13 protein-coding genes are annotated in these 20,619 nt (G+C 68.1%); 8 read left to right on the plus strand and 5 right to left on the minus strand.

Annotated features, from left to right (window positions below):
- Positions 1–55: 55 nt before the first annotated feature.
- The 3 genes from ACE3QW_RS07495 to ACE3QW_RS07505 form a co-directional block, all read right to left on the minus strand.
- Positions 56–2,548 carry an EAL domain-containing protein gene (locus ACE3QW_RS07495; RefSeq protein WP_374251023.1) on the minus strand — a complete coding sequence of 831 codons (2,493 nt, stop codon included), beginning with the start codon at positions 2,546–2,548 and terminating at the stop codon, positions 56–58.
- A 359-nt stretch (positions 2,549–2,907) separates the two neighbouring features.
- Positions 2,908–5,331 carry a penicillin-binding protein 1A gene (locus tag ACE3QW_RS07500; RefSeq protein ID WP_374251024.1) on the minus strand — a complete coding sequence of 808 codons (2,424 nt, stop codon included), beginning with the start codon at positions 5,329–5,331 and terminating at the stop codon, positions 2,908–2,910.
- A 427-nt stretch (positions 5,332–5,758) separates the two neighbouring features.
- Positions 5,759–9,037: an Rne/Rng family ribonuclease gene (locus ACE3QW_RS07505; RefSeq protein WP_374251025.1), complete on the minus strand. Its 3,279-nt coding sequence runs from the start codon at positions 9,035–9,037 to the stop codon at positions 5,759–5,761.
- Positions 9,038–9,840: 803 nt separating this feature from the next.
- Between ACE3QW_RS07505 and ACE3QW_RS07510 the strand changes: the two genes are divergently transcribed.
- From ACE3QW_RS07510 to ACE3QW_RS07525, 4 genes are all read left to right on the plus strand, one after another.
- Entirely contained in the window at positions 9,841–11,076 is a 1,236-nt protein-coding gene (locus ACE3QW_RS07510) for an N-acetylmuramoyl-L-alanine amidase (RefSeq protein ID WP_374251026.1), read from the plus strand.
- A gap of 200 nt (positions 11,077–11,276) precedes the next feature.
- Complete coding sequence (locus ACE3QW_RS07515) at positions 11,277–12,266, plus strand: sialic acid TRAP transporter substrate-binding protein SiaP (protein ID WP_029877228.1); 990 nt, start codon at positions 11,277–11,279, stop codon at positions 12,264–12,266.
- Between the two features lie 264 nt (positions 12,267–12,530).
- On the plus strand, positions 12,531–13,112 hold the full coding sequence (locus ACE3QW_RS07520) for a TRAP transporter small permease (RefSeq protein ID WP_374251027.1): 582 nt from the start codon (positions 12,531–12,533) through the stop codon (positions 13,110–13,112).
- Between the two features lie 3 nt (positions 13,113–13,115).
- Positions 13,116–14,522, plus strand: a complete 1,407-nt coding sequence (locus ACE3QW_RS07525; protein WP_029558187.1) for a TRAP transporter large permease — start codon at positions 13,116–13,118, stop codon at positions 14,520–14,522.
- Between the two features lie 22 nt (positions 14,523–14,544).
- On the opposite strand, the gene ACE3QW_RS07530 is transcribed toward ACE3QW_RS07525, so the two are convergent.
- Entirely contained in the window at positions 14,545–14,967 is a 423-nt protein-coding gene (locus ACE3QW_RS07530; protein ID WP_374251028.1) for a DUF983 domain-containing protein, read from the minus strand.
- 242 nt (positions 14,968–15,209) lie between these two features.
- On the opposite strand from ACE3QW_RS07530, the gene crtY reads away from it, so the two are divergent.
- Genes crtY through ACE3QW_RS07550 form a run of 4 tightly spaced genes read left to right on the plus strand, consistent with a single transcriptional unit; the run spans position 15,210 to position 20,084 of the window.
- Positions 15,210–16,367 (plus strand): lycopene beta-cyclase CrtY, encoded by a 1,158-nt coding sequence (gene crtY, locus ACE3QW_RS07535; RefSeq protein WP_374251029.1) that lies wholly within the window; start codon positions 15,210–15,212, stop codon positions 16,365–16,367.
- Positions 16,367–17,884, plus strand: coding sequence for a phytoene desaturase (locus ACE3QW_RS07540; protein ID WP_374251030.1), 1,518 nt, complete (start codon positions 16,367–16,369; stop codon positions 17,882–17,884). The genes crtY and ACE3QW_RS07540 overlap by 1 nt, the downstream gene beginning before the upstream one ends.
- Positions 17,881–18,822: a phytoene/squalene synthase family protein gene (locus ACE3QW_RS07545; RefSeq protein WP_374251031.1), complete on the plus strand. Its 942-nt coding sequence runs from the start codon at positions 17,881–17,883 to the stop codon at positions 18,820–18,822. Before ACE3QW_RS07540 ends, ACE3QW_RS07545 begins: the two co-directional genes overlap by 4 nt.
- Positions 18,819–20,084: a glycosyltransferase gene (locus ACE3QW_RS07550; RefSeq protein WP_374251032.1), complete on the plus strand. Its 1,266-nt coding sequence runs from the start codon at positions 18,819–18,821 to the stop codon at positions 20,082–20,084. Before ACE3QW_RS07545 ends, ACE3QW_RS07550 begins: the two co-directional genes overlap by 4 nt.
- Here ACE3QW_RS07550 and ACE3QW_RS07555 read toward each other — a convergent pair.
- Positions 20,059–20,613 (minus strand): GNAT family N-acetyltransferase, encoded by a 555-nt coding sequence (locus ACE3QW_RS07555; RefSeq protein WP_374251033.1) that lies wholly within the window; start codon positions 20,611–20,613, stop codon positions 20,059–20,061. The two genes, ACE3QW_RS07550 and ACE3QW_RS07555, sit on opposite strands and share 26 nt — an antisense overlap.
- Between the last annotated feature and the right edge of the window lie 6 nt (positions 20,614–20,619).

Below are 20,619 nucleotides of genomic sequence, written 5' to 3' on the forward strand. Positions count from 1 at the left end.
GCGCGCGGGTGTAAACGCCGGGCCGGCGGGGAAGGGGATCAGGCGGAGAAATGGCTCACCGGGCTCGCTGCGTGGCGAGCCAGGGGCCGACGTCCGCGGCTTCGATGGGACGGGCGAAAAGGAAGCCCTGCGCCGCGTGGCAACCGAGGAATCGCAGGAGATCGGCCTGCGCCTGCGTCTCCACGCCCTCCGCCACCACCGTCATGCCGAGGCTGTGGCCGATGCGGATCACCGCCGTGGCCAGCGCCTGGGCATTCTGGTCCTGCTCGATGGAGAGCATGAAGGAGCGGTCGATCTTCAGCTCGGCGATGGGGAGGCGCGAGAGGGCGCTGAGGCTGGAATAGCCGGTGCCGAAATCGTCCATGGCGATGCGCACGCCGAGCGCCTCGATGGCCCGCGCCGTGGCGAAGGAGTTCGGGTGCTGGTCCATCATCACCCGTTCGGTGATCTCGACCCTGAGGTCCGACGGCTTCAGGTCGTACTCGCGCAGCGCCCCGGAGATGAAGCCGACGATATCGCCGCCGCGAAAGCTGAGCGGCGAGAGGTTCACCGAGACGTGCGGGACGTCCACGCCCTCCGCGCGCCAGGCGGCGATACGCTGGCAGGCCGTTTCCACCGCCCATTCGTCGATGCTCTCGATGAGGCCATATTCCTCGGCGAGCGGAATGAAGCGGGTGGCGGGGACATCGCCGTAGATCGGATCCGTCCAGCGCGAGAGCGCCTCGACGCCATGGAGCGCGCCGGACGCAAGCAGCACCTGCGGCTGGTAGACGAGGCGCAGGGCGCGGTTCTGGATCGCCTCGCGCAGCGCCACCGAAAGCACGAGCCGGTCCAGCACCCGCCGGTTCAGTTCCTCGGTGAAGAAGTGGAACTTGCCGCGCCCCTTGCGCTTGGCCTCATGCACGGCGGTATCAGCGTGCTTGAGCAGTGTTTCCGCATCGGCTCCGTGCTCGGGAAAGAGCGCGATGCCGACCGACGCGGACATGGTGAGGTGGAGCGCCTGCGCGGTGATGGGCGCCGCCACATATTCCAGCAGCCGCCGGGCGATGCGGGCCGCCTCCTCCGCGGTGCAGTCGTGCACGATGATGAGGAACTCGTCGCCGCCGGTCCGTCCGACCACGTCGCCGGTGCGAAGCTGCGCCTTGAGCCGGCGCGACACCTCCACCAGGAGCTCGTCGCCGGTGGAATGGCCGAGCGTCTCGTTCACATCCTTGAAGTGGTCGATGTCGAGGTAGAGCACGGCGAGCGGCTGCTCCAGCGTGCGGGCCTCCACCAGCAATTCCTCAAGGATCGCGTGCAACTGGCGCCGGTTGGCGAGGCCGGTCAGCGTGTCCACGTTGGCCAGCATCTCGATGCGCTTCTTGGCCTCGAAGCGCTCCAGCGCCAGCGCGCAGAGATCGGAGCAGGCGGCGACAACGTTCTCAAGCCACGGCGTCGGGCCGCGCGCGGTCTTGAAATAGAAGGCGAAGGTGGCCGCCACCTTGCCGCCGCGCAGCTTCACCGGGATGGACCAGCAGCCGGTGATGCCGGGCGGGACGGGCAGGTCCTGGAAGTCCTCCCAGAGGGGACTGGTGGCGATATCCTCCACCAGCACCGGCACCCCGCGGAAGGCGGCCGTGCCGCAGCTGCCGCTCCTGGGGCCGATGGCGATCCCCTCCACCGCAGCGGAAAACTCCGCCGGAAGGCTCGGGGCGGCGAGCACGGTGAGGCGCTCGTCCGCGGTGACGCCGAGGATGGAGCAGAGCGCGTCGGGCGCGAGGCCCTGCACCTTGCGGCACAGGATGTCCATGATGTCGGCCATGGGCGCATCGGCGGCCAGCGCGCCGAGCACCTGGCGCTGCAAGTCTTCCACGAGCCGGGTGTGGGTGATGTCGGCTATGACGGCGACCACCTGCTCCAGTTCGCCCGTCTGGCGGTCCATGACCGGAGTGACGTTTGCCGACACCCAGACCTCCATTCCGGATTTGCCCTTGAGCGAGACATCCTCCGCAAGGGAGATGCGCCGTTCCATGGCGTCTTTGATGTGCTCGGCGAAGCTGCCGTTTCCGAGCCGTCCGCAGAACAGCTCGGCCAAGGTGAGGCCGGTTGGCCCTTCAATACCGGCGTCCAGCATGTCATGGAACGCGGAGTTGGCGTAGATCACCTTGCCGTGCGCGTCGGCGACGAGGACGCCCCGGTCGGTCTTTTCGGCGACCGCGGCCAGGATTCCGAGGCTCATTTGCGGCGCCACGGGGCTCAGCGCGGGGCGCACGAAGGCGATGTAATAGGTCTCGCGCTTGTGCTGGGCGCGGGTCACGGAGACGACGCCCTCCAGGAGCGAGCCATCGTTACGCACGATGGAGAGGGGAAGTTCACCCCCGCGTTCCTCGCTTGCGCCGGGGATGAGTTCGCCCACGTCGCGCCCGATCGCCTCGGCCTGACTCAATCCCCACAGGCGTTCGGCCGCCGTGTTGATGAAGGTGACGAGGTTGTTCGTGTCGAAGAAGACAACGGCCTCGCGGCCTTGGGCGCGGGCAGCTGCTGGGCGATCCGCCATTTTCCCGTCCATGGCTGAAGCTCCCGGCCGTGGGCCCCAAGCGTCAAGAGGACGCCATCGGGCCGTCCGCCCGCAACATCTTCAGCTTACCCAGTGGCATGCGTGACTAGCTTACCTATCTCTGGGCGCTTGTACAGGAACGGTACAAGAATGAGGTTAATCTGCGTCAAAATCCGGGCTCGCAGCGGCGTCCCGGGACGCGGCCGCCATGGCACCGTATCCGCCGAGAAGCCTTGTGGATACGGCCCCGCAGGACCGTCATCGCCGGCGTTGCAGCATACTGACGCACGGCCACGCTCAAGCGCCGGCCTATGGCTCCGCCGCCGCCGGGAGGGAGGGGGCAGCAGAGCACCGGGAGCAGGGAGCGAGCCTCAGTAGAGGCCGCCGGTGCCGCTTCGGGCAACCGGGGTGACGGGCTCGGGATTGGACCCGTCGGTGCCGGCATAGCCAGCCACCGAATAGCCGTCCGGCGGGGCGGTGCCCGGCTTGAAGGCTTCGAGGATGGCATTGCCGTCGCCCGCGCTGGTGCGCTGTCCGCTCTTGCGGTCGATGCGAACCAGCTTGATGCCGGCAGGCACCCGGAACGGGATGGCCGGACGATCGGCGATGGCCACCTTCATGAAGTCGCGCGCGATGGGCGCGGAGAGGAGGCCGCCGGTGGAGCCCTTGCCCATGGGCCTGGGCTTGTCGTAGCCGAGATAGATGCCGACCACGATTTCCGGCGTGAAGCCGATGAACCAGGCGTCCTTCTCGTCGTTGGTCGTGCCGGTCTTGCCGGCGATGGGCTTGCCCAGTTCCTTGAGCGCCGTGCCCGTGCCGCGCTGCACCACGCCCTCCATCATGGAGGTGATCTGGTAGGCGGTCATGGGATCGAGCACCACCGGGCGCCGGTCGATCAGCGACGGCTCGGGCTGGTTCTCCCACTTGGTCGCCTCGCAGCCGCGGCACTCGCGCTCGTCGTGGCGATAGATGGTGTGGCCATAGCGGTCCTGGATGCGGTCGATCAGCGACGGCGTCACCTTGCGGCCGCCGTTGGCGATCATGGCGTAGGCACCGGTCATGCGCATCAGCGTGGTCTCGCCGGAGCCGAGCGCCATGGCGAGGTAGGGCGGCATGTCGTCATAGATGCCGAAGCGCTTGGCGTATTCGGCGATGATGGGCATGCCCACGTCGTTGGCGAGGCGCACCGTCATCACGTTGCGCGACTGCTCAAGGCCGAAGCGCAGCGTCTGCGGGCCGTAATATTTCTTGGAGTAGTTCTCCGGCCGCCAGGTTTCCTGGCCCTGCTGCTCAAGCTCGAACGGGGCGTCGATGACGATGGTCGACGGCGTGTAGCCGTTGTCCAGGGCAGCCGAGTAGACGATGGGCTTGAACGAGGAGCCCGGCTGCCGCATGGCCTGGGTGGCGCGGTTGAACTGGCTCTCGTCGTAGGAGAAGCCACCGGAAAGGGCCAGCACGCGGCCGGTGGTGGGCTCCATCACCACCATGGCGCCCTCGACGCCGGGCGGCTGGCGCAGGCGCCACTGTCCACCGGCGCCGCCGAGCGGCTCCACATAGACCACGTCTCCGGGCTTCAGCACCTGGCTGATGGGCTTGCGCGTCCACTTGGCGCCCTCGGCCGGGATCAGGCCCACCTCGCGCTCGATGGAGCGCTGGCCGGACTTGGTCCGCGACGGCTGGAGACCAATGCGGGCATTGTCCTTGCTCACGTCGAGCACGATGGCGAGGCGCCAGGGAATGTCGGTCCATTCCCTGATTTCGCCCAACTTCACGCCCCAGTCGTCGCCGGGCACGAGCTCGATGTGGGTAACGGGCTTGCGCCAGCCGCGCTCCTCGTCGTAGCGCACCATGCCGTCGGTGAGAGTCTTCTTCGCCAGCACCTGCAGCTTGGGATCGAGCGGCGTGCGCACGGAGAGGCCGCCTTCGTAGAGCTTGCGCTCGCCGTAGCGCTCATAGATCTGCCGACGCACCTCTTCCGCGTAATATTCCGCGGCGAAGATCTGAGCGCCCGTGGCACGGGGCGTGACCTCCAGCGGGGCCTTCTTGGCTGCCTCGCCCTCCTGCGGGGAGACGAAGCCGTTCTCCACCATGCGATCGATCACCCAGTTGCGGCGGTCGGTGGCGCGGCTGCGCTCGCGGAAGGGGTTGTAGTTGGACGGCGCCTTCGGCAGGGCGGCGAGATAGGCCGCCTCCTGCACGTTCAGCTCGTCCACCGACTTGTCGAAATAGACCAGCGCCGCCGCGGCGATGCCGTAGGCGCCCATGCCGAGATAGATCTCGTTCAGGTACAGCTCGAGGATGCGGTCCTTGGAATAGGCCCGCTCGATGCGCAGGGCGAGGAGGGCCTCCTTGATCTTTCGGTCGAGGCTGCGCTCGTTGGTGAGCAGGAAGTTCTTGGCCACCTGCTGGGTGATGGTGGAGGCGCCCTGGGCGCGGACGTTCTTGCCGTAATTCTGCGCGGCGGTCAGGGCCGCACGGAAGATGCCGGTGGGATCGATGCCCCCGTGCTCATAGAAATTCTTGTCCTCGGCCGAGAGGAACGCCTCGATCACGAGGCGCGGCACGGACTGGATGGGAATATAGAGGCGCCGCTGCTTGGCATATTCCGCCACCAGCGCGCCGTCCGCCGCATGGACGCGCGTCATGACAGGCGGCTCGTAATTCTGCAACTGGGAGTAGTCGGGCAGGTCCTGGGAATATTTCCAGACCAGATAGGTTGCTCCCGCCGCGCCTGCCAGCAGCACCAGCGTCGCGAGCGCGAACAGGAAACCCAGGAACCTCAAAATCACCCGCATCTCGCAGCTTCCTCCCGCCGCAACCCGAGGGACGCCCTAAGCCGGGCACTGACCGCACGCCGTCCGCGCCGACCACCAACGACAGCCAACCCCGTCATGGCCGCGATCTGCCTGAGCGCGACTTGCCATAACCCGACTTGGCGTCGATGCGAAGCGACTACATTGGGAAACGCGAAGTCCCAAGGCAACCGCTCACCACACCCGCTCAGACCTTGACGCTCCGTCACGGTAAAGGGGTCTGCACGGACCCCCACCGCATCCGCCCTCATGGACTCGCACGGCCACCGCTATGGGGGCGAAACGTGGCCTCTTCGCGACGGAAGGGTGCTGAGGGACGCAAGGCTCCCTCCGAACCGGACACCCGACATGAAAAGGGCCTCCCGGAGGAGGCCCTTTCACATTCAGGACAAGTCAGGCCGGATGGCCGTCAGCCGCCGAACAGCTTGCGCTGCCACCAGCCCGAGCGGGGCTTGGCGGGCGGCGAGGTCTCTTCGGCCGGCGCGGCGGGCGTCTCGGGCGCCGGGGCAGGCTCGGCAGCGTGAGCGGGCGTTTCCGCCTCGGAAGCTGCCACCTCAGGGGCAGGCTCGACGGCCGGCTCAGAAGGGGCTTCCGCTGCAACGGGCGCGGCCGGAGTGGCGATGCCGCCCTCGGACAGGATCACCGGCGCCTTCTCGCGGATGGTGGAGCGACGACGGCGGGGCGCCGCCTCGGCACTCTCCGCCACCGGCTCGGGTGCAGGGACCGGCGTGGCGGGGACTTCGGCGACAGGCTCGGCCCGGGCTTCTGCAGGAGCTTCGGCAAAGGTGGACGCGGTGACGGGGGCTGCCGCGACCTCAGACTCTGCAGCCACCGGCTGCTCGTCGTCGGTCTCATCGGAGCCATCGCTCTCGCCGTCAGCGCTTCCCGGAGCGTCATCGTCGCGCTCGCGGCGGTTGCGGCGTCCGCCCCGGCGACCGCGGCGACGGCGACGGCGGTCTCCGTTCTCGTCGTCGGAACGCTCGCCATCGGCGCGGTCGTCCTCGCCGCGCTCCTCGTCGTCACGCTCGTCATCCTCGCGGGCGCTGTCGTCGCGCGGGCCATCGGCGGCATGATCCTGGGCCTCGGCACCTTCGGCGGAGGTGTCATCCTCCTCCTCGCCCTCGGCTCCCTCGGCGCTCTCGCGGCCTTCCTCGCGATCGCCCCGCCGCCGGCGGCGACGGCGACGGCGCTTGCGGCCGGCTTCGTCGGAGCGCTCGCCATTGCCTTCGGACGCCTCGGCCTCGGCCTCGGCTTCAATCTCGGCTTCCTCGACGATCTCCTCCTCGTCCTCCTCGACGAAATCCTCGTCGGGCAGGATGGAGTCGGGCTGCACCACGGTGCTCGGCCGCGGGGCGGCGGGCGCGGGGGCGGCCAGATCACCCTTCTCGATGATGAAGGGCTGGTGACCGGTGACGCTCTCGTCCGCCGCGACGGAGAGGGTGACGCTGAAGCGCTCCTCCAGCTCGCGCAGATGAGCGCGCTTCTGGTTCAGAACGTAGAGCGCCACCTCGGTGCGGGTGCGGGCGACGAGATTGTGGGTCTGCGAGCGCAGCAGCTGCTCTTCCAGCGCGCGCAGCAGCTGGAGCGAGACGGAGGCCGCCGAGCGCACGTGCCCGGTGCCGCCGCAGTGCGGGCACACCTCGATGGAGCTTTCCAGCACGCCGGTGCGGATGCGCTGGCGCGACATCTCCAGCAGGCCGAAGTGCGAGATGCGGCCGATCTGGATGCGGGCGCGGTCGTTCTTGAGGCAATCCTTGAGCTTGCGCTCCACCGACCGGTTGTTGCGCTTCTCCTCCATGTCGATGAAATCGATCACGATGAGGCCGGCAAGGTCGCGCAGGCGCAGCTGGCGGGCGATTTCCTCGGAAGCTTCGAGGTTCGTCTTGAGGGCGGTGTCCTCGATATGGTGCTCGCGGGTCGCCCGGCCCGAGTTCACGTCGATGGAGACGAGCGCCTCGGTGGGATTGATGACGATGTAGCCGCCGCTCTTCAGCTGCACCACGGGGGAGAACATGGCATCGAGCTGCTGCTCCACCCCATAGCGGGCGAAGATGGGCTGCGGCTCGCGATAGGGCATCACCGACTTCGCGTGGCTCGGCATGAGCATGCGCATGAAGTCGCGGGCCTCGCGGAAACCTTCCTCACCGGCGACATGGATGTCGTCGATGTCCTTGTTGTAGAGGTCGCGGATGGCGCGCTTGATGAGCGAGCCTTCCTCGTAGACGAGGCTCGGCGCGGTGGAGGAGAGCGTCATCTCCCGCACCGTCTCCCACAGCCGCAGGAGATATTCGAAGTCTCGCTTGATCTCGGTCTTGGTGCGGTTGGCGCCTGCGGTGCGCAGGATGATGCCCATCCCTTCCGGCACCTCCAGATCCTGCACGACTTCCTTCAGGCGCTTCCGGTCAACGGCATTGGTGATCTTGCGGGAGATGCCGCCGCCACGGGCGGTGTTCGGCATCAGCACGGAATAGCGGCCGGCGAGGGAGAGGTAGGTGGTGAGGGCCGCGCCCTTGTTGCCGCGCTCTTCCTTGACCACCTGCACCAGCATCACCTGACGGCGACGGATGACTTCCTGAATCTTGTAGCTGCGGGCGCGGCGCTGCGGCGCGCGCTCCGGCACCTCTTCGAGGGCGTCCTCGTCGGCGCCGAGGTGCTCGATTTCCTCTTCCTCGTCGATCTGGTCGACATCGCTGTCGTCCTCGTCTTCGTCCTCGTCCTTGTCGCGCTTGCGATCATGCCGGCGGCCGCGATGGCGGCGGGAACGGGGCTGCTCCTCGTCGTCGGAGCGCTCCTCGCGCGCGGCTTCCTCAGGGGCCTTCTCTTCCGAAGCCTCGTCCGAGTCCTCTTCGTCCTCGTCCTCGTCTTCGTCCTCTTCGGCGTCGTCGTCCTCGTCGGTCTCCGACTGGGGCGCCTCATCCTCGCCGGGCGCGGAGGTAAAGGCGACCTCCTCGCGGATCACCGCTTCGCCTTCGAGGATCGGCGCGGGATCGCTCTCGCCCTCGGCGGCCTCGCGGCGACGCAGGGCCTCCTCGTCATCCGCCGCCTGCTCCTGCGGGGCGGGGAGGGGGGTGCCCAGCGGCGCGTCCATGGCAGCTTCGACCACGGCGGCAGCGGCTTCCGCGGCCTCGGCGGGCGCGACCAGCGCGCTCATCGGCTCTGCATGGTGCTCGGACGGAGCCGACACGGCCTCGGCGGGGGCCTCGGTCACGGCGTCCTGCGTGGGCGCCGTGTCTTCAGCGACTTCAAACCCATCGGCGGCAAGCGTCTCGCCGGCCTCGGGGGCCGGGTGTTCTGCCGGTTCGACGGCGGTGCTGATGCTCTGATCCGGCTGGGAGCGCCTGGCGCGGCTGCGCTCGCGGCGGCGGTCCTTGAGGTCGGCCTCGTCCTCGGCAAGGCGCGCGGCGCGCTCCTCCTCCTCGATCAGGGCGAGGCGGTCGGCGACCGGGATCTGGTAATAGTCGGGATGGATCTCGCTGAAGGCGAGGAAGCCGTGGCGGTTGCCGCCGTATTCGATGAAGGCCGCCTGGAGCGACGGCTCAACGCGCGTCACCTTGGCGAGATAGATGTTGCCCCGCAACTGCTTGCGGGATGCGGACTCATAGTCGAATTCTTCGACCCGGTTCCCGCGCACGACCACGACCCGGGTCTCCTCCGGGTGGGTCGCATCGATGAGCATCTTGTTGGCCATGGAAATCTCTCTTCACGGCGCCGGGAGCAATGCTCCGCGACGGCCGCGGCTCGACCCCTGCGGGCGCTGCCGCGACGCCGTTCTGGCGCCGGATGTGATGACGTGAGGAAGAAGGGGAGGCACAGGTACGCCCAAGCGCGTCGCTCGCACGCTCGGGGGCGGGGCACACGGAAGCGCGCTCAGCGCGCATGTCGTGCGGAAAAAATTCCATGCCCTCGGCTACCCGCTCCTCGATGAAGGGTTCAGGCCGGGGCGGAGGCGGGCGCCTCGTTCCGACCACGGTACACACTCGCCCGATTCCCCAGATCGTCCCCTCGCGGACCATCGGCAAAGCTGGCTTCGAGGCATGCCGCCCGCGCCGGTCCGGCGCTTGCCTAAAGGGTCCTCGGTGACGGGGGATCGTCCCTGAGGGTGCCGCCATCGGCAATGGGCGTTGCCTTGATCCCGGGCTATCGCATGCGCAGCGACCCGCCCGGATTCTCGACACACCCTGCGGCAGCCGCGGCAACCGGGGCCGAAGAGCCTGTTCCGGAACGCGAACTGTGTACGGTTCCCTTCTTACCCGCCCGACTTCCCGCTTGGCAAGGATCATGCGTCCTGAACCTCGCGCCGGACGGCTATAACGCTCCGTCAACGGCTCGTTTACACGCCCCGCCTTATGCCTGCCCCTCTCTTGTGGCCCGCTCCGGACGCTGCCGAATGGCAGCCCCAACGAGGGTGAGATTGCGATGATGCGACGCCGGCCCGGCCCCGCCGCCTTGTCCGTTGTCCCGCCACGGGGGCTGCGCGGCGCTGCCGCTTTCTTGTTCCTGTTCACTTTTGTGGCACTCGCCATCGGCCCCGCCCGGGCGCAGGGGGAGGGGGGCGCAGCGGCACCGGCACCGGCTTTGGCGCGGGAGGCGCGGCTCGCCGGCGACGCCAAGCGCACCCGCCTGATCGTCGACCTCGACCGTGCCCCGGCCTTCCGGGCCTTCACCCTCGCCAACCCGCCCCGGGTGATTCTCGACCTCTCCGACGTCACCTTCGCCCTGAGGCCCGATGCCAGCCAATTGCGACGGGGGCTGGTGACGGCCTACCGATTCGGCGTCTTCGCGCCGGGCAAGGCGCGCATGGTGCTGGAGGTGTCCGGACCGGTCGCCATCGACAAGGCGTTCGTGCTGGATGCGGTGGATGACCAGCCTGCCCGCCTCGTGGTGGATCTGGTGAAGGCCGATCCCGCCGCCTTCGCCCGCTCTATCGCCACCGAGGCCGAGCAGCGCACCGCGCTACCGGCTGCGCCCGTTGCCGCGCCGCCGGCCGGCGACACGCGCCCGGTCATCGTCATCGATCCCGGCCACGGCGGCATCGATTCCGGCACGTCCGGCTATTCGGCCTTTGTCGAGAAGACCATCGTGCTGGAAACAGCCCTCGCCGTGCGCGACCGCCTGGAGAAAGCGGGCGGCTACCGTGTGGTGCTGACCCGCGCCACCGACACCTTCATCCCGCTCGCCGACCGGGTGCGCATCGCCCGCGCCAACCGGGCCGACCTGTTCATCTCCATCCATGCCGATGCGCTGGCCCGGGGTGACGGCAGGGCGCGCGGCGCCAGCGTCTACACCCTGTCGGAGACCGCCAGCGACACGGAATCCGCCCATCTGGCCGACAAGGAGAACAAGGCGGACCTCATTGCCGGCGTCGATCTCTCCGACGAGACCGACGAGGTGGCGGGCATTCTGGTGGACCTCGCCCAGCGGGAGACGCGCAATTTCTCCGCCTTGTTCGCCCGCACGCTGGTCGGCAGCATGAAGGCGGCGACGCGGATGCATGGCACGCCCTTGAAATCCGCCGGCTTCCGCGTGCTGCGGGCCCACGATGTGCCCTCCGTGCTGGTGGAGCTCGGCTACATGTCGAGCCCCGACGACCTCAAGCAGCTCACCTCCGAAGCTGGCCGCGACCGCATGGCCGACGCCATCGCGGCAGGTGTCACGCAATTCTTCGCGCACAAGGGGGCGGCGGGGCATCAGGCGGTGGACGACGGCGCGCCGGCTCCCGGCCGCTAGGCGAGTGCGGCTCCGTGTGCGCGTCAGACGCGCAAGTGTGACTCGTGTCGACATGAGCCTTGCCCCGCGCCTTGGACCGAGTACCATGGGGAAGAGCGGCGTCCGGCCGAGATTCAAAACGATTTAGTTCTCGGCCGGCAACCACGCTGCATCAAGCGCAAAGCGGACAAAGACGCCGCATTCCGTGTGGGAGGAAATTGATGATCGACCGTCGCCGTGGCCTTGCGGCCGCGCTCGCCCTTGCGGCTGCCTTCACGCTCGGCGGGCCGGCCAGTGCCCAGACCAAGCTCAAGTGGGCGCATGTCTACGAGCCGTCCGAGCCCTTCCACACCGCCTCCGTCTGGGCTGCGGGCGAGATCGCCAAGCGCACCAACGGGCGCTACCAGATCGATGTCTATCCCTCCTCGCAGCTCGGCAAGGAGAGCGACATCAACCAGGGCCTGACGCTCGGCACCGTGGACATGATCATCTCCGGCTCAAGCTTCGCCGGAAAGGCCTATCCGCCCATCGGCGTGACCTATTACCCCTACACCTTCCGTGATGCGAACCACCTGCTCGCTTACGCCAAGAGCGACGTGTTCAAGGATCTCGCCAAGGGCTACGAGGACAAGACCGGCAACCATATCGTCGCCGTCACCTATTACGGCGTGCGCCAGTCCACCTCGAACAAGCCGTTCAAGACCTGCGCCGAGATGAAGGGCCTCAAGATCCGCGTGCCGGATGCCCCGGCCTATCTCGCCATGCCCAAGGCGTGCGGCGCGAACATTACCCCCATTGCCTTCGCCGAGGTCTATCTCGCCCTCCAGAACGGCACGGTGGATGCGCAGGAAAATCCGCTCACCACCATCGAGGCGAAGAAATTCTACGAGGTGCAGAAGAACATCGTGCTGACGGGCCACATCGTGGACCACCTCAACACGATCATCTCCGGCAGCCTGTGGAAGAAGCTCTCGCCCGAGGACCAGAAGATCTTCACCGAGGTCACCCAGGAGGCGGCCGCCAAGGCCACGGCCGAGGTGGCGCAGCGGGAGAAGGAACTGCTCGACATCTTCAAGCAGAAGGGCCTCACCGTCATCGAGGTGGACACGGACGACTTCCGCAACACCGTGATGAAGAACATCACCTTCGAGAGCTTCGGCTATCGCAAGGCCGACTGGGACCGCATCCAGGCCATCAAGGGCAACATGTGAGGGCTCAGGCGGGGGCGGCTGCTCCCGCCGTGGTCCCGCCGTGCGCCCTCTCCCCTTTCGGGAGAGGGCTGGGATGAGGGGGATGTTTCCGCTCGTCCCAACCGCCGAGGTCCCTGACCACTCCGGCACTGCTACCCCTCACCCCCGACCCCTCTCCCGCAAGGGGAGAGGGGAGGCGAACGGGCTGGCCGGTAGGGTCTGATTGTCGTCCGCGCTCGCGGTAGCGCTCCCTCTTCTTCCCGTTCCCTCAGCCCGGACCCCTTCATGGCCCAAGAAGTCCACACCCGCGTCACCGGCGAGGAACTCGCCCATACGTTCGAGCAGCAGGAGGAGGTGGACCTCTCCGGCTACGCTTTCGAGGACTGGATCACCCTCGCCATCTTCTGGATCATGGCGGGGCTGGTCTTCACCCAGTTCTTCACCCGCTACGTGCTGAACGACAGCTTCTCGTGGACCGAGGAGCTCGCCACCTATTGCCTCGTGGCGGTGGTGTTCATCGGCGCGGCCATGTGCGTGCGGCTGTCCCGGCACATCCAGGTGGACCTCATCTACCGCTTCATTCCGGAGCCGGCGGGGCGGGTGCTCTCGCTGTTCGTGGACCTCGTGCGCACCAGCTTCATCGCCTACGGCGTGTGGCTGATGGTGCGCTACATCGCCCTCGTCGGCGACGAGCCCATGGTGATGGTCGATGCGCCGAAGAGCGTCGTCTACCACGCGGTCCTGTTCGGCTTCGTGATGATGCTGATCCGCTCGGTCCAGGTCGCCGTCGGCAACATCCGCCGCGGCTACAGCGTGCTTGAACGCCCCGAGGCGTTCGAAGGCACCTACGATCACAAGGGGGACTGAGCCATGTGGCTGCTCATCGGCGGGTTCCTCTTCCTGATGCTCTGCGGCGTGCCGGTGGCCATCGCCATGGCCGGCGCCTCGCTCGTCTACATCCTCGTCAGCGGCACCGTGCCGGACGTGGTCATCGCCCAGCGGATGATCGCCGGTGTGGAGAGCTTTCCCCTTCTGGCGGTGCCGTTCTTCATCCTTGCCGGCAACCTCATGAACATCGCTGGCGTCACCGGGCGCATCTATGCCTTCGCGGTGGCGCTGGTGGGCTGGATGCGCGGTGGCCTGGGGCAGGTGAACATCATCGGCTCGGTGATCTTCTCCGGCATGTCCGGCACCGCCATCGCCGATGCTGCCGGGCTCGGCACCATCGAGATCAAGGCCATGAAGGATCATGGCTATTCCACCGAGTTCTCGGTGGGTGTCACCGCTGCCTCGGCGACGCTCGGGCCGATCATTCCGCCCAGCCTGCCGTTCGTCATCTACGGCATGCTGGCCAACGTCTCCATCGGCGCGCTCTTCCTCGGCGGGGTGGTGCCCGGCGCCGTGATGACGCTGCTGATGATGGCGACGGTCGCCTATTTCGCCCGGCGCAACGGCTGGGGCTCGGATGCGGCGTTCGAGTGGGGGAAGCTGCTCTCGGCCGGCGTCGAGGTGGTGATCGTGCTGGCGTTCCCGGCGGCGGTCTATGTGATGATGGCCCTCGGCCTCTCCACCAACCAGGCGGTGCTCATCGCGCTGGCGGTGCTCGTGGCCCTCGACTGGTATTTCGACTTCTCCGCCGTCATGGCGCTGATGACGCCGGTCATCCTCATCGGTGGCATGACCCTCGGCTGGTTCACGCCCACCGAGGCGGCGGTGGCGGCGGTGATCTGGTCGCTGTTCCTGGGGCTGGTGCGCTACCGCTCCATGACGCTGAAGACGCTGGCGAAGGCGACCTTCGACACCATCGAGACGACGGCCTCGGTGCTGTTCATCGTCACCGCGGCGTCCATCTTCGCGTGGCTGCTCACGGCGAGCCAGGCGGCGCAGATGCTGTCGGACGCCATCCTCGGCTTCACCCAGAACAAATGGGTGTTCCTGGCGCTGGCCAACCTGCTCATCCTGTTCGTGGGCTGCTTCATCGACACCATCGCGGCCATCACGATCCTGGTGCCGATCCTTTTGCCCATCGTGCTCAAGCTCGGCATCGACCCGATCCACTTCGGGCTCATCATGACGCTGAACCTGATGATCGGGCTGCTGCACCCGCCGCTGGGCATGGTGCTGTTCGTGCTGGCGCGGGTGGCGCGGCTCTCGGTGGAACGCACCACCATGGCCATCCTGCCCTGGCTGGTGCCGTTGATGATCGCGTTGCTCGCGATCACCTACATTCCTGGCCTCACCCTCTGGCTGCCCCACGCCATGGGGCTCGGCCGCTGAGGCAGGGGAACGCGAAGAAGAATCAGACGCCCGTCCGTCCCTCCGGGGCGGACGGGGCCGTTGAAGGTTCGGCGGTGACGCGGCGGCCTTCCTCGGCCTTGTAATAGTACTGGCTCGCCACCAGCCAGCCTTTCAACGGCCGCAGGGGCGGGATGCAGGTGAGCAGCAAGAGGGGCAGCGTGGTCACGAGGTGGACCCAGTAGGGCGCCTGGAAGGCCACCTCCAGCCAGATGGCGAAGAGAACCGCCGGCACGCAGGCAAAGCACATGACGAAGAAGGCCGGGCCGTCCGCCGGATCCGCGAAGGAATAGTCGAGGCCGCAGACCTCGCAGGCCGGAGCGATGGTGAGGAAGCCATTGAAGAGGTGGCCCTCGCCGCAGCGGGGGCAGCGGCCCCTCACGCCCGTGGAAAGGGGCGAGAGCCTCGGCCAATGTTGTTCGTTCATGTCTTCTCCCGGGCCGGTGGGGGCATCTGCCCGTCCGGCGTCACGCGGGTCGGGCGATTGTTCGCCGGCGCAGTGTGCTCCCGTGAGGTAAGTCTCGGCCGTGCCACCCGCAAGTGAGACCGAGTCGCAGCGGCACCAGGCCGCATCCATGCTGACGCAGGGGGTGACACACGGCCGGCCGCCCTTTATTCGGGTTTCAGGAGGCGCAACCCAAGGGAATTGGGCAACGGAACGGGGCGGGCATGGATATCGTTTTTGTCGGTGCCGGGCTCGCCAACTGCCTGATCGCCGCCCGCATCGCCGAACGGCGCAGCCGCGTCCGGGTGCTGCTGCTGGAGGCCGGCGAAAGCGTCGGCGGCAACCACAGCTGGTCCTATCATTCCAGCGATTTCGGCCGCATGCAGCACGCCTTCCTCAGCCCGTTCCGCGCCCATGTGTGGATGGGGCACGACGTGCACTTCCCAGCCTACTCCCGCATCCTCAAGGGCCACTACGGCACCATCACCTCCGAGCGTATGTCGCAGGTGATGCACGAGCGCCTCAATCCGTCCATCCGCCTCAATGCCAGGGTGGCCCATGTGGCGGCCGATCATGTCGTCCTCGCCGGCGGCGAGCGCATCGATGCGGGGGCGGTGATCGACGGACGCGGGCCGGTTTCGTCGCGCCATCTTGACCTCGGCTTTCAGAAGTTCCTCGGCCAGGAGGTTCAGCTCACCCGTCCGCACGGTCTGCATCGGCCTTTCATCATGGATGCGCGGGTGGAGCAGATCGACGGCTATCGCTTCGTCTATGTGCTGCCGCTCGATCCGCAGACGCTGCTGATAGAGGACACCTATTATTCCAGCGGCGCGGAGCTCCCCATCGAGACCCTGCGCGGGCGCATCGCCGCCTACGCCGCCGGGCAGGGCTGGGAGATCGACCACGTGGTGCGGGAGGAGGAAGGCGTCCTGCCCATCGCCCTTGGCGGCGATATCGGCGCTTTCCTGGCCGAGGCGCCTCAAGGGGTCGCGCGGGTCGGGCTGCGCGCCGCGCTGTTCCACCCCACCACCGGCTATTCCCTGCCGGATGCACTGGAACTCGCGGACCTCGTGAGCGAGCTGCCGGATATCTCGGGCCCCGCGATCGCAGCCTTCGTGCGCCAGCACGCGGCCCGACGCTGGGAGAGCCGCGGGTTCTTCCGGCTGCTCAACCGGATGCTGTTCCGCGCGGCCGCGCCGGATCGCCGCTATGCCATCCTCGAGCGCTTTTACCGCTTGCCCGAGGACCTGATCCAACGCTTCTACGGGGATCGCCTCACCTTCAAGGACAAGGCACGCATCCTTACGGGCCGTCCGCCCGTATCGGTGCTGAAGGCGCTTTCCTGCCTCCCCGAGACGAAATCCGCGACCGGTCCCAGATAATGCTCGACGTCACCAAGTCTCCCCGCCGCGCCGCCGTCATCGGGTCCGGCTTCGGCGGGCTCGCCCTCGCCATCCGCCTGCAGGCGGCCGGCATCGCCACCACCATCTTCGAGCAGCGGGACAAGCCCGGTGGCCGGGCCTATGTCTACGAGGACAAGGGCTTTACCTTCGATGGCGGGCCGACCGTCATCACCGACCCCTCCTGCCTGGAAGAGGTCGCTGAGGCGGCCGGCCGGCGCCTCAGCGACTATGTGGACCTGATCTCGGTTTCGCCCTTCTACCGGCTGCTGTGGTCGGACGGCCGGCAGTTCGACTATGTGAACGAGCAGACCGCCCTCGACGCCCAGATCGCCGCCTTCAACCCGGCTGATGTGGAAGGCTACCGGCGCTTCTTCGCTTATTCCAAGGCGGTGTTCGAGGAGGGCTACCTCAAGCTCGGTGCCGTGCCGTTCCTGAATTTCTCCGACATGATGAAGGCCGGGCCGCAGCTGGCCAAGCTCCAGGCGTGGCGCTCGGTCTATTCCATGGTGTCGAGCTTCATCCAGGACGAGCACCTGCGCGAGGCCTTCTCCTTCCACTCGCTGCTGGTGGGAGGAAATCCCTTCTCCACCTCCTCTATCTACGCCCTCATCCATGCGCTGGAGCGCAAATGGGGCGTGTTCTTCCCCCGCGGCGGCACCGGCGCGCTGGTGCGCGGCATGGTGAAGCTGTTCACCGACCTCGGCGGCACCATCCACCTCTCCGCCAAGGTCGATGAGATCGTCGTGGAGGGCGACCGCGCCACCGGCGTGCGCGTCGGCGGGGAGATGATCCCGTTCGATCTCGTCGCCTCCAACGCGGACGTGGTGCACACCTATGCCCACCTCATGCGCAACAGCGTGCGCGGGAAGGCGGAGGGCGCCAAGCTCGCGAAGAAGCGGCATTCCATGTCGCTCTTCGTCATCTATTTCGGCGCCAACCGCACCTGGGACCATCTCCAGCACCACACGGTGCTGTTCGGCCCGCGCTATCGCGGCCTTGTGGACGAGATCTTCAAGGGCCCGCGCCTGCCGGACGATTTCTCCCTCTATCTCCACGCGCCGACCGTGACCGACAAGTCGCTGGCGCCGGAGGGCTCCACCGCCTTCTACGTGCTCTCCCCCGTGCCGCACCTCGGCAAGGCTGACATCGACTGGGAGGTGGAGGGGCCGAAGTATCGCGACCGCATCCTCGGCCATCTGGAGCAGCGCCTGCTGCCGGGGCTGAAGGAAAGCCTCGTGACGACGCGCATCCTGACGCCCTTCGGCTTCCGCGATGAGCTCTCCGCCCATCTCGGTTCGGCCTTCTCGGTGGAGCCGATCCTCACGCAGTCGGCGTGGTTCCGCCCGCACAACCGCGACGACAAGATCGCCAACCTCTATTTCGCCGGTGCCGGCACCCATCCGGGCGCGGGCGTGCCGGGGGTGGTTGGCTCGGCCAAGGCGACGGCAGGCCTGATCCTCCAAGATCTTGGCATCCCCGCCCGGTCGCCGGCATGAGCGGGACGGACGCCGCTCCTGACGTCGTGGGCGCGAGCGAGGAGGCCATTGCCAAGGGCTCGAAGAGCTTCGCCGCCGCCGCTCGCCTGTTCGCGCCGCGCATGCGGGAAGATGCGGTGATGCTCTATGCGTGGTGCCGCCACTGCGACGACGTGGTGGACGGGCAGGAGCTGGGCCACGGCCGCATCGCGAGCGCCCAGACGCCGGCCGAGCGGCTCGAAGCCCTGTTCGAGGAGACCCGCCGGGCCTATCGCGGCGTCCCGTCCTCCCACCCCGCCTTCGCGGCCTTCGCCGAGGTGGTCCGCCGCAACGACATTCCCGAGCGCCACCCCCTCGATCTGCTCGAGGGCTTCCGCATGGATGTGGAAGGCCGCCGCTACGACACCCTCGATGACACGCTCACCTACTGCTACCACGTGGCCGGCGTGGTGGGGGTGATGATGGCGCTGATCATGGGGGCGCGGGACGAGGTGGTGCTGGATCGCGCGAGCGACCTCGGCCTCGGCTTCCAGCTCACCAACATCTCCCGCGACGTGATCGAGGATGCCGGCATCGGCCGCATCTACGTGCCCGGCACCTTCCTCGACATGGAAGGCGTGCCCGAGGCCGGGATCGCCGCGCCCGAACACCGCGCCAACGTGGCTGCCGCCGTCGCGCGCCTGCTCGACGTGGCCGAGCCCTATTACGAGCAGGCGGTGATCGGCATGGGCGCCCTGCCGTTCCGCGCCGCCGCCGCCGTGGGCGCTGCCCGCTGCGTCTACCGCGCCATCGGGACCGAGGTGCGCCGGCGCGGAGCGCAGGCGTGGGATGCGCGCGTCTCCACCACCAAGGCGCAGAAGATCGGCTATCTCATGCAGGGCATCGGCCTGGCCCTCGCCACGCGCCGCAGCGGCCCCCAGCCGCCGCGGCCGAAGCATCTGTGGACCCGGCCGCGATGACCCATTTCGCCGTCGTCGCCCCGCCGCTGCCGGGGCACTACAACCCCTTGCTGGTGCTGGCGCGTGAGCTTGGCGCGCGAGGTCATCGCGTCACCTTCGTCCACATGGCGGATGCCGAGCGGCTGGTGAAGGGCAAGGGCGCGGGATTCGCTGCGGTGGGCACGCGCGATTATCCCGCTGGCGCCCTCGACACCTATGTGAACCGCCTCGCCAAGCCCACCGGCCTCTTCGGCCTTCTCGGTACGCTGCGCGCGACCGCCGCGCAGACGGACATGCTCTGCCGAGACCTGCCCGGCGTGCTGCGCGACATCGGTGCTGACGCGGTGATCGCCGACCAGACGGAGGCCGCCGGCACGCTCGTGGCGCGCCATCTCGGCCTGCCGGTGATCTCCACCGCGACGGCGCTGCTCTTGAACCGCGAGGTGGGCGTGCCGCCGCCGTTCGTGCCGTGGCCCTATGAGGCGGGGGAGAAGGCGCTCGTCCGCAACAAGGGCGGCTATCGCGTCACTGATTTCCTCATGTCGTCCATGCGCAAGGTGCTGGCGCGGCATGGCGAAGCCTTTGGCCTCGATCCGTTCGCCGATGGCGGCTTCTCGCCGCTGCTGACGGTTGCGCAGATGCCCAAGGGGCTGGATTTCCCGCGCACCGAGCTGCCCGCCACCTTTCACTATGGCTCCCCCTGGCGCGACGCCGCCGCCATCCCGGCCGCAACGGCGCCGCTGCCGGAGGCGGAGGGCAAGCCCCTCGTCTTCTGCTCGCTCGGCACATTGCAGGGGGCGCGGGTGGACCTCTTCCGCAAGGTGGCGCTGGCGGCGCGGGAGCTGGGTGTGCGCCTGCTGATCGCCCATGGCGGGCTTCTTTCACAGGCCGAGGTTGGCCGGCTGAGCGACCTCGCCGAGGTGCGCGCCTTCGTGCCCCAGCAGGAGGTGCTGAAGCGCTGCGCGGCGGCCGTGCTTCATTGCGGCATGAACACGGTGCTCGATGCCATGGCCGAGGGCGTGCCTTTGGTGGCGATGCCCATCGCCTTCGAGCAGCCGGCCACGGCCGCGCGCCTCGCCTATGCGGGTGTTGCCGAGGTGGTGCCCGCCGGCCGCGCCAGCCAGAAGCGCCTCACCACAGCGCTCCGCACGGTGCTGGAACAGCCGGGCTATGGCGAGAAGGCCCGGCGTATCGCGGCTGAGATGGCGCAGGGCCGCGGCGTGATCGATGCCGCCGATCTCATCGAGGCGGCGGTGGTCAGGCCGGTGCCCGTGGCCGTCTGAGGCGATAGAGCACCTGCCGCCGCAACGGGTGTCCCGGCGGCGTGGATGGCAAATCGAAATCCCCGCCTTCGTCTCGAACCATGCCGAGCCGCTCCATCACCGCCCGCGAGCGAAGGTTGGCCGGCACGGTGATGGCAACGATCTCCTCCAGCCCCAGCGTCTCGAAGCCGAAACCCAGCGCCGCCTGCGCCGCCTCGGTGGCATAGCCCCGGCCCCAGAAGGCGGGATCGAAGCGCCAGCCGATCTCCACCGCCGGCGTGAAGTGCTCCGCGTAGGGCACATGCACCAGCCCGCAATAGCCGGCGAAGTCGGTGACGCCGGGCGCCTCCACCACCCAAAGGCCGAAGCCGTGGCGGGCGAAATGGGCCTCGGCGCGATCCGCGACCGCATCGCTCGCGGTGCGGTCGGGCACTGGCATGAGGAATTCCATGGTGCGCGGGTCGGACTGCATCCGCCAAAGGCCCTCGCGATCCGACGGCTGCCACGGTCGCAGCGTGAGGCGGGCGGTGGCCAGTGTCGGGGCGGTCATCGACGG

It is taken from the genome of Xanthobacter sp. (assembly GCF_041911315.1).
Lineage (GTDB): Bacteria > Pseudomonadota > Alphaproteobacteria > Rhizobiales > Xanthobacteraceae > Xanthobacter > Xanthobacter aminoxidans.

Excerpts from the sequence above, each read along its gene's own strand:
- ACE3QW_RS07495 (WP_374251023.1), bottom strand. The coding sequence starts at position 2,548 with ATGGACGGGAAAATGGCGGATCGCCCAGCAGCTGCCCGCGCCCAAGGC.
- ACE3QW_RS07500 (WP_374251024.1), bottom strand. The coding sequence starts at position 5,331 with ATGCGGGTGATTTTGAGGTTCCTGGGTTTCCTGTTCGCGCTCGCGACG.
- ACE3QW_RS07505 (WP_374251025.1), bottom strand. The coding sequence starts at position 9,037 with ATGGCCAACAAGATGCTCATCGATGCGACCCACCCGGAGGAGACCCGG.
- ACE3QW_RS07515 (WP_029877228.1), top strand. The coding sequence starts at position 11,277 with ATGATCGACCGTCGCCGTGGCCTTGCGGCCGCGCTCGCCCTTGCGGCT.
- ACE3QW_RS07520 (WP_374251027.1), top strand. The coding sequence starts at position 12,531 with ATGGCCCAAGAAGTCCACACCCGCGTCACCGGCGAGGAACTCGCCCAT.
- ACE3QW_RS07525 (WP_029558187.1), top strand. The coding sequence starts at position 13,116 with ATGTGGCTGCTCATCGGCGGGTTCCTCTTCCTGATGCTCTGCGGCGTG.
- ACE3QW_RS07530 (WP_374251028.1), bottom strand. The coding sequence starts at position 14,967 with ATGAACGAACAACATTGGCCGAGGCTCTCGCCCCTTTCCACGGGCGTG.
- crtY (WP_374251029.1), top strand. The coding sequence starts at position 15,210 with ATGGATATCGTTTTTGTCGGTGCCGGGCTCGCCAACTGCCTGATCGCC.
- ACE3QW_RS07540 (WP_374251030.1), top strand. The coding sequence starts at position 16,367 with ATGCTCGACGTCACCAAGTCTCCCCGCCGCGCCGCCGTCATCGGGTCC.
- ACE3QW_RS07545 (WP_374251031.1), top strand. The coding sequence starts at position 17,881 with ATGAGCGGGACGGACGCCGCTCCTGACGTCGTGGGCGCGAGCGAGGAG.
- ACE3QW_RS07550 (WP_374251032.1), top strand. The coding sequence starts at position 18,819 with ATGACCCATTTCGCCGTCGTCGCCCCGCCGCTGCCGGGGCACTACAAC.
- ACE3QW_RS07555 (WP_374251033.1), bottom strand. The coding sequence starts at position 20,613 with ATGACCGCCCCGACACTGGCCACCGCCCGCCTCACGCTGCGACCGTGG.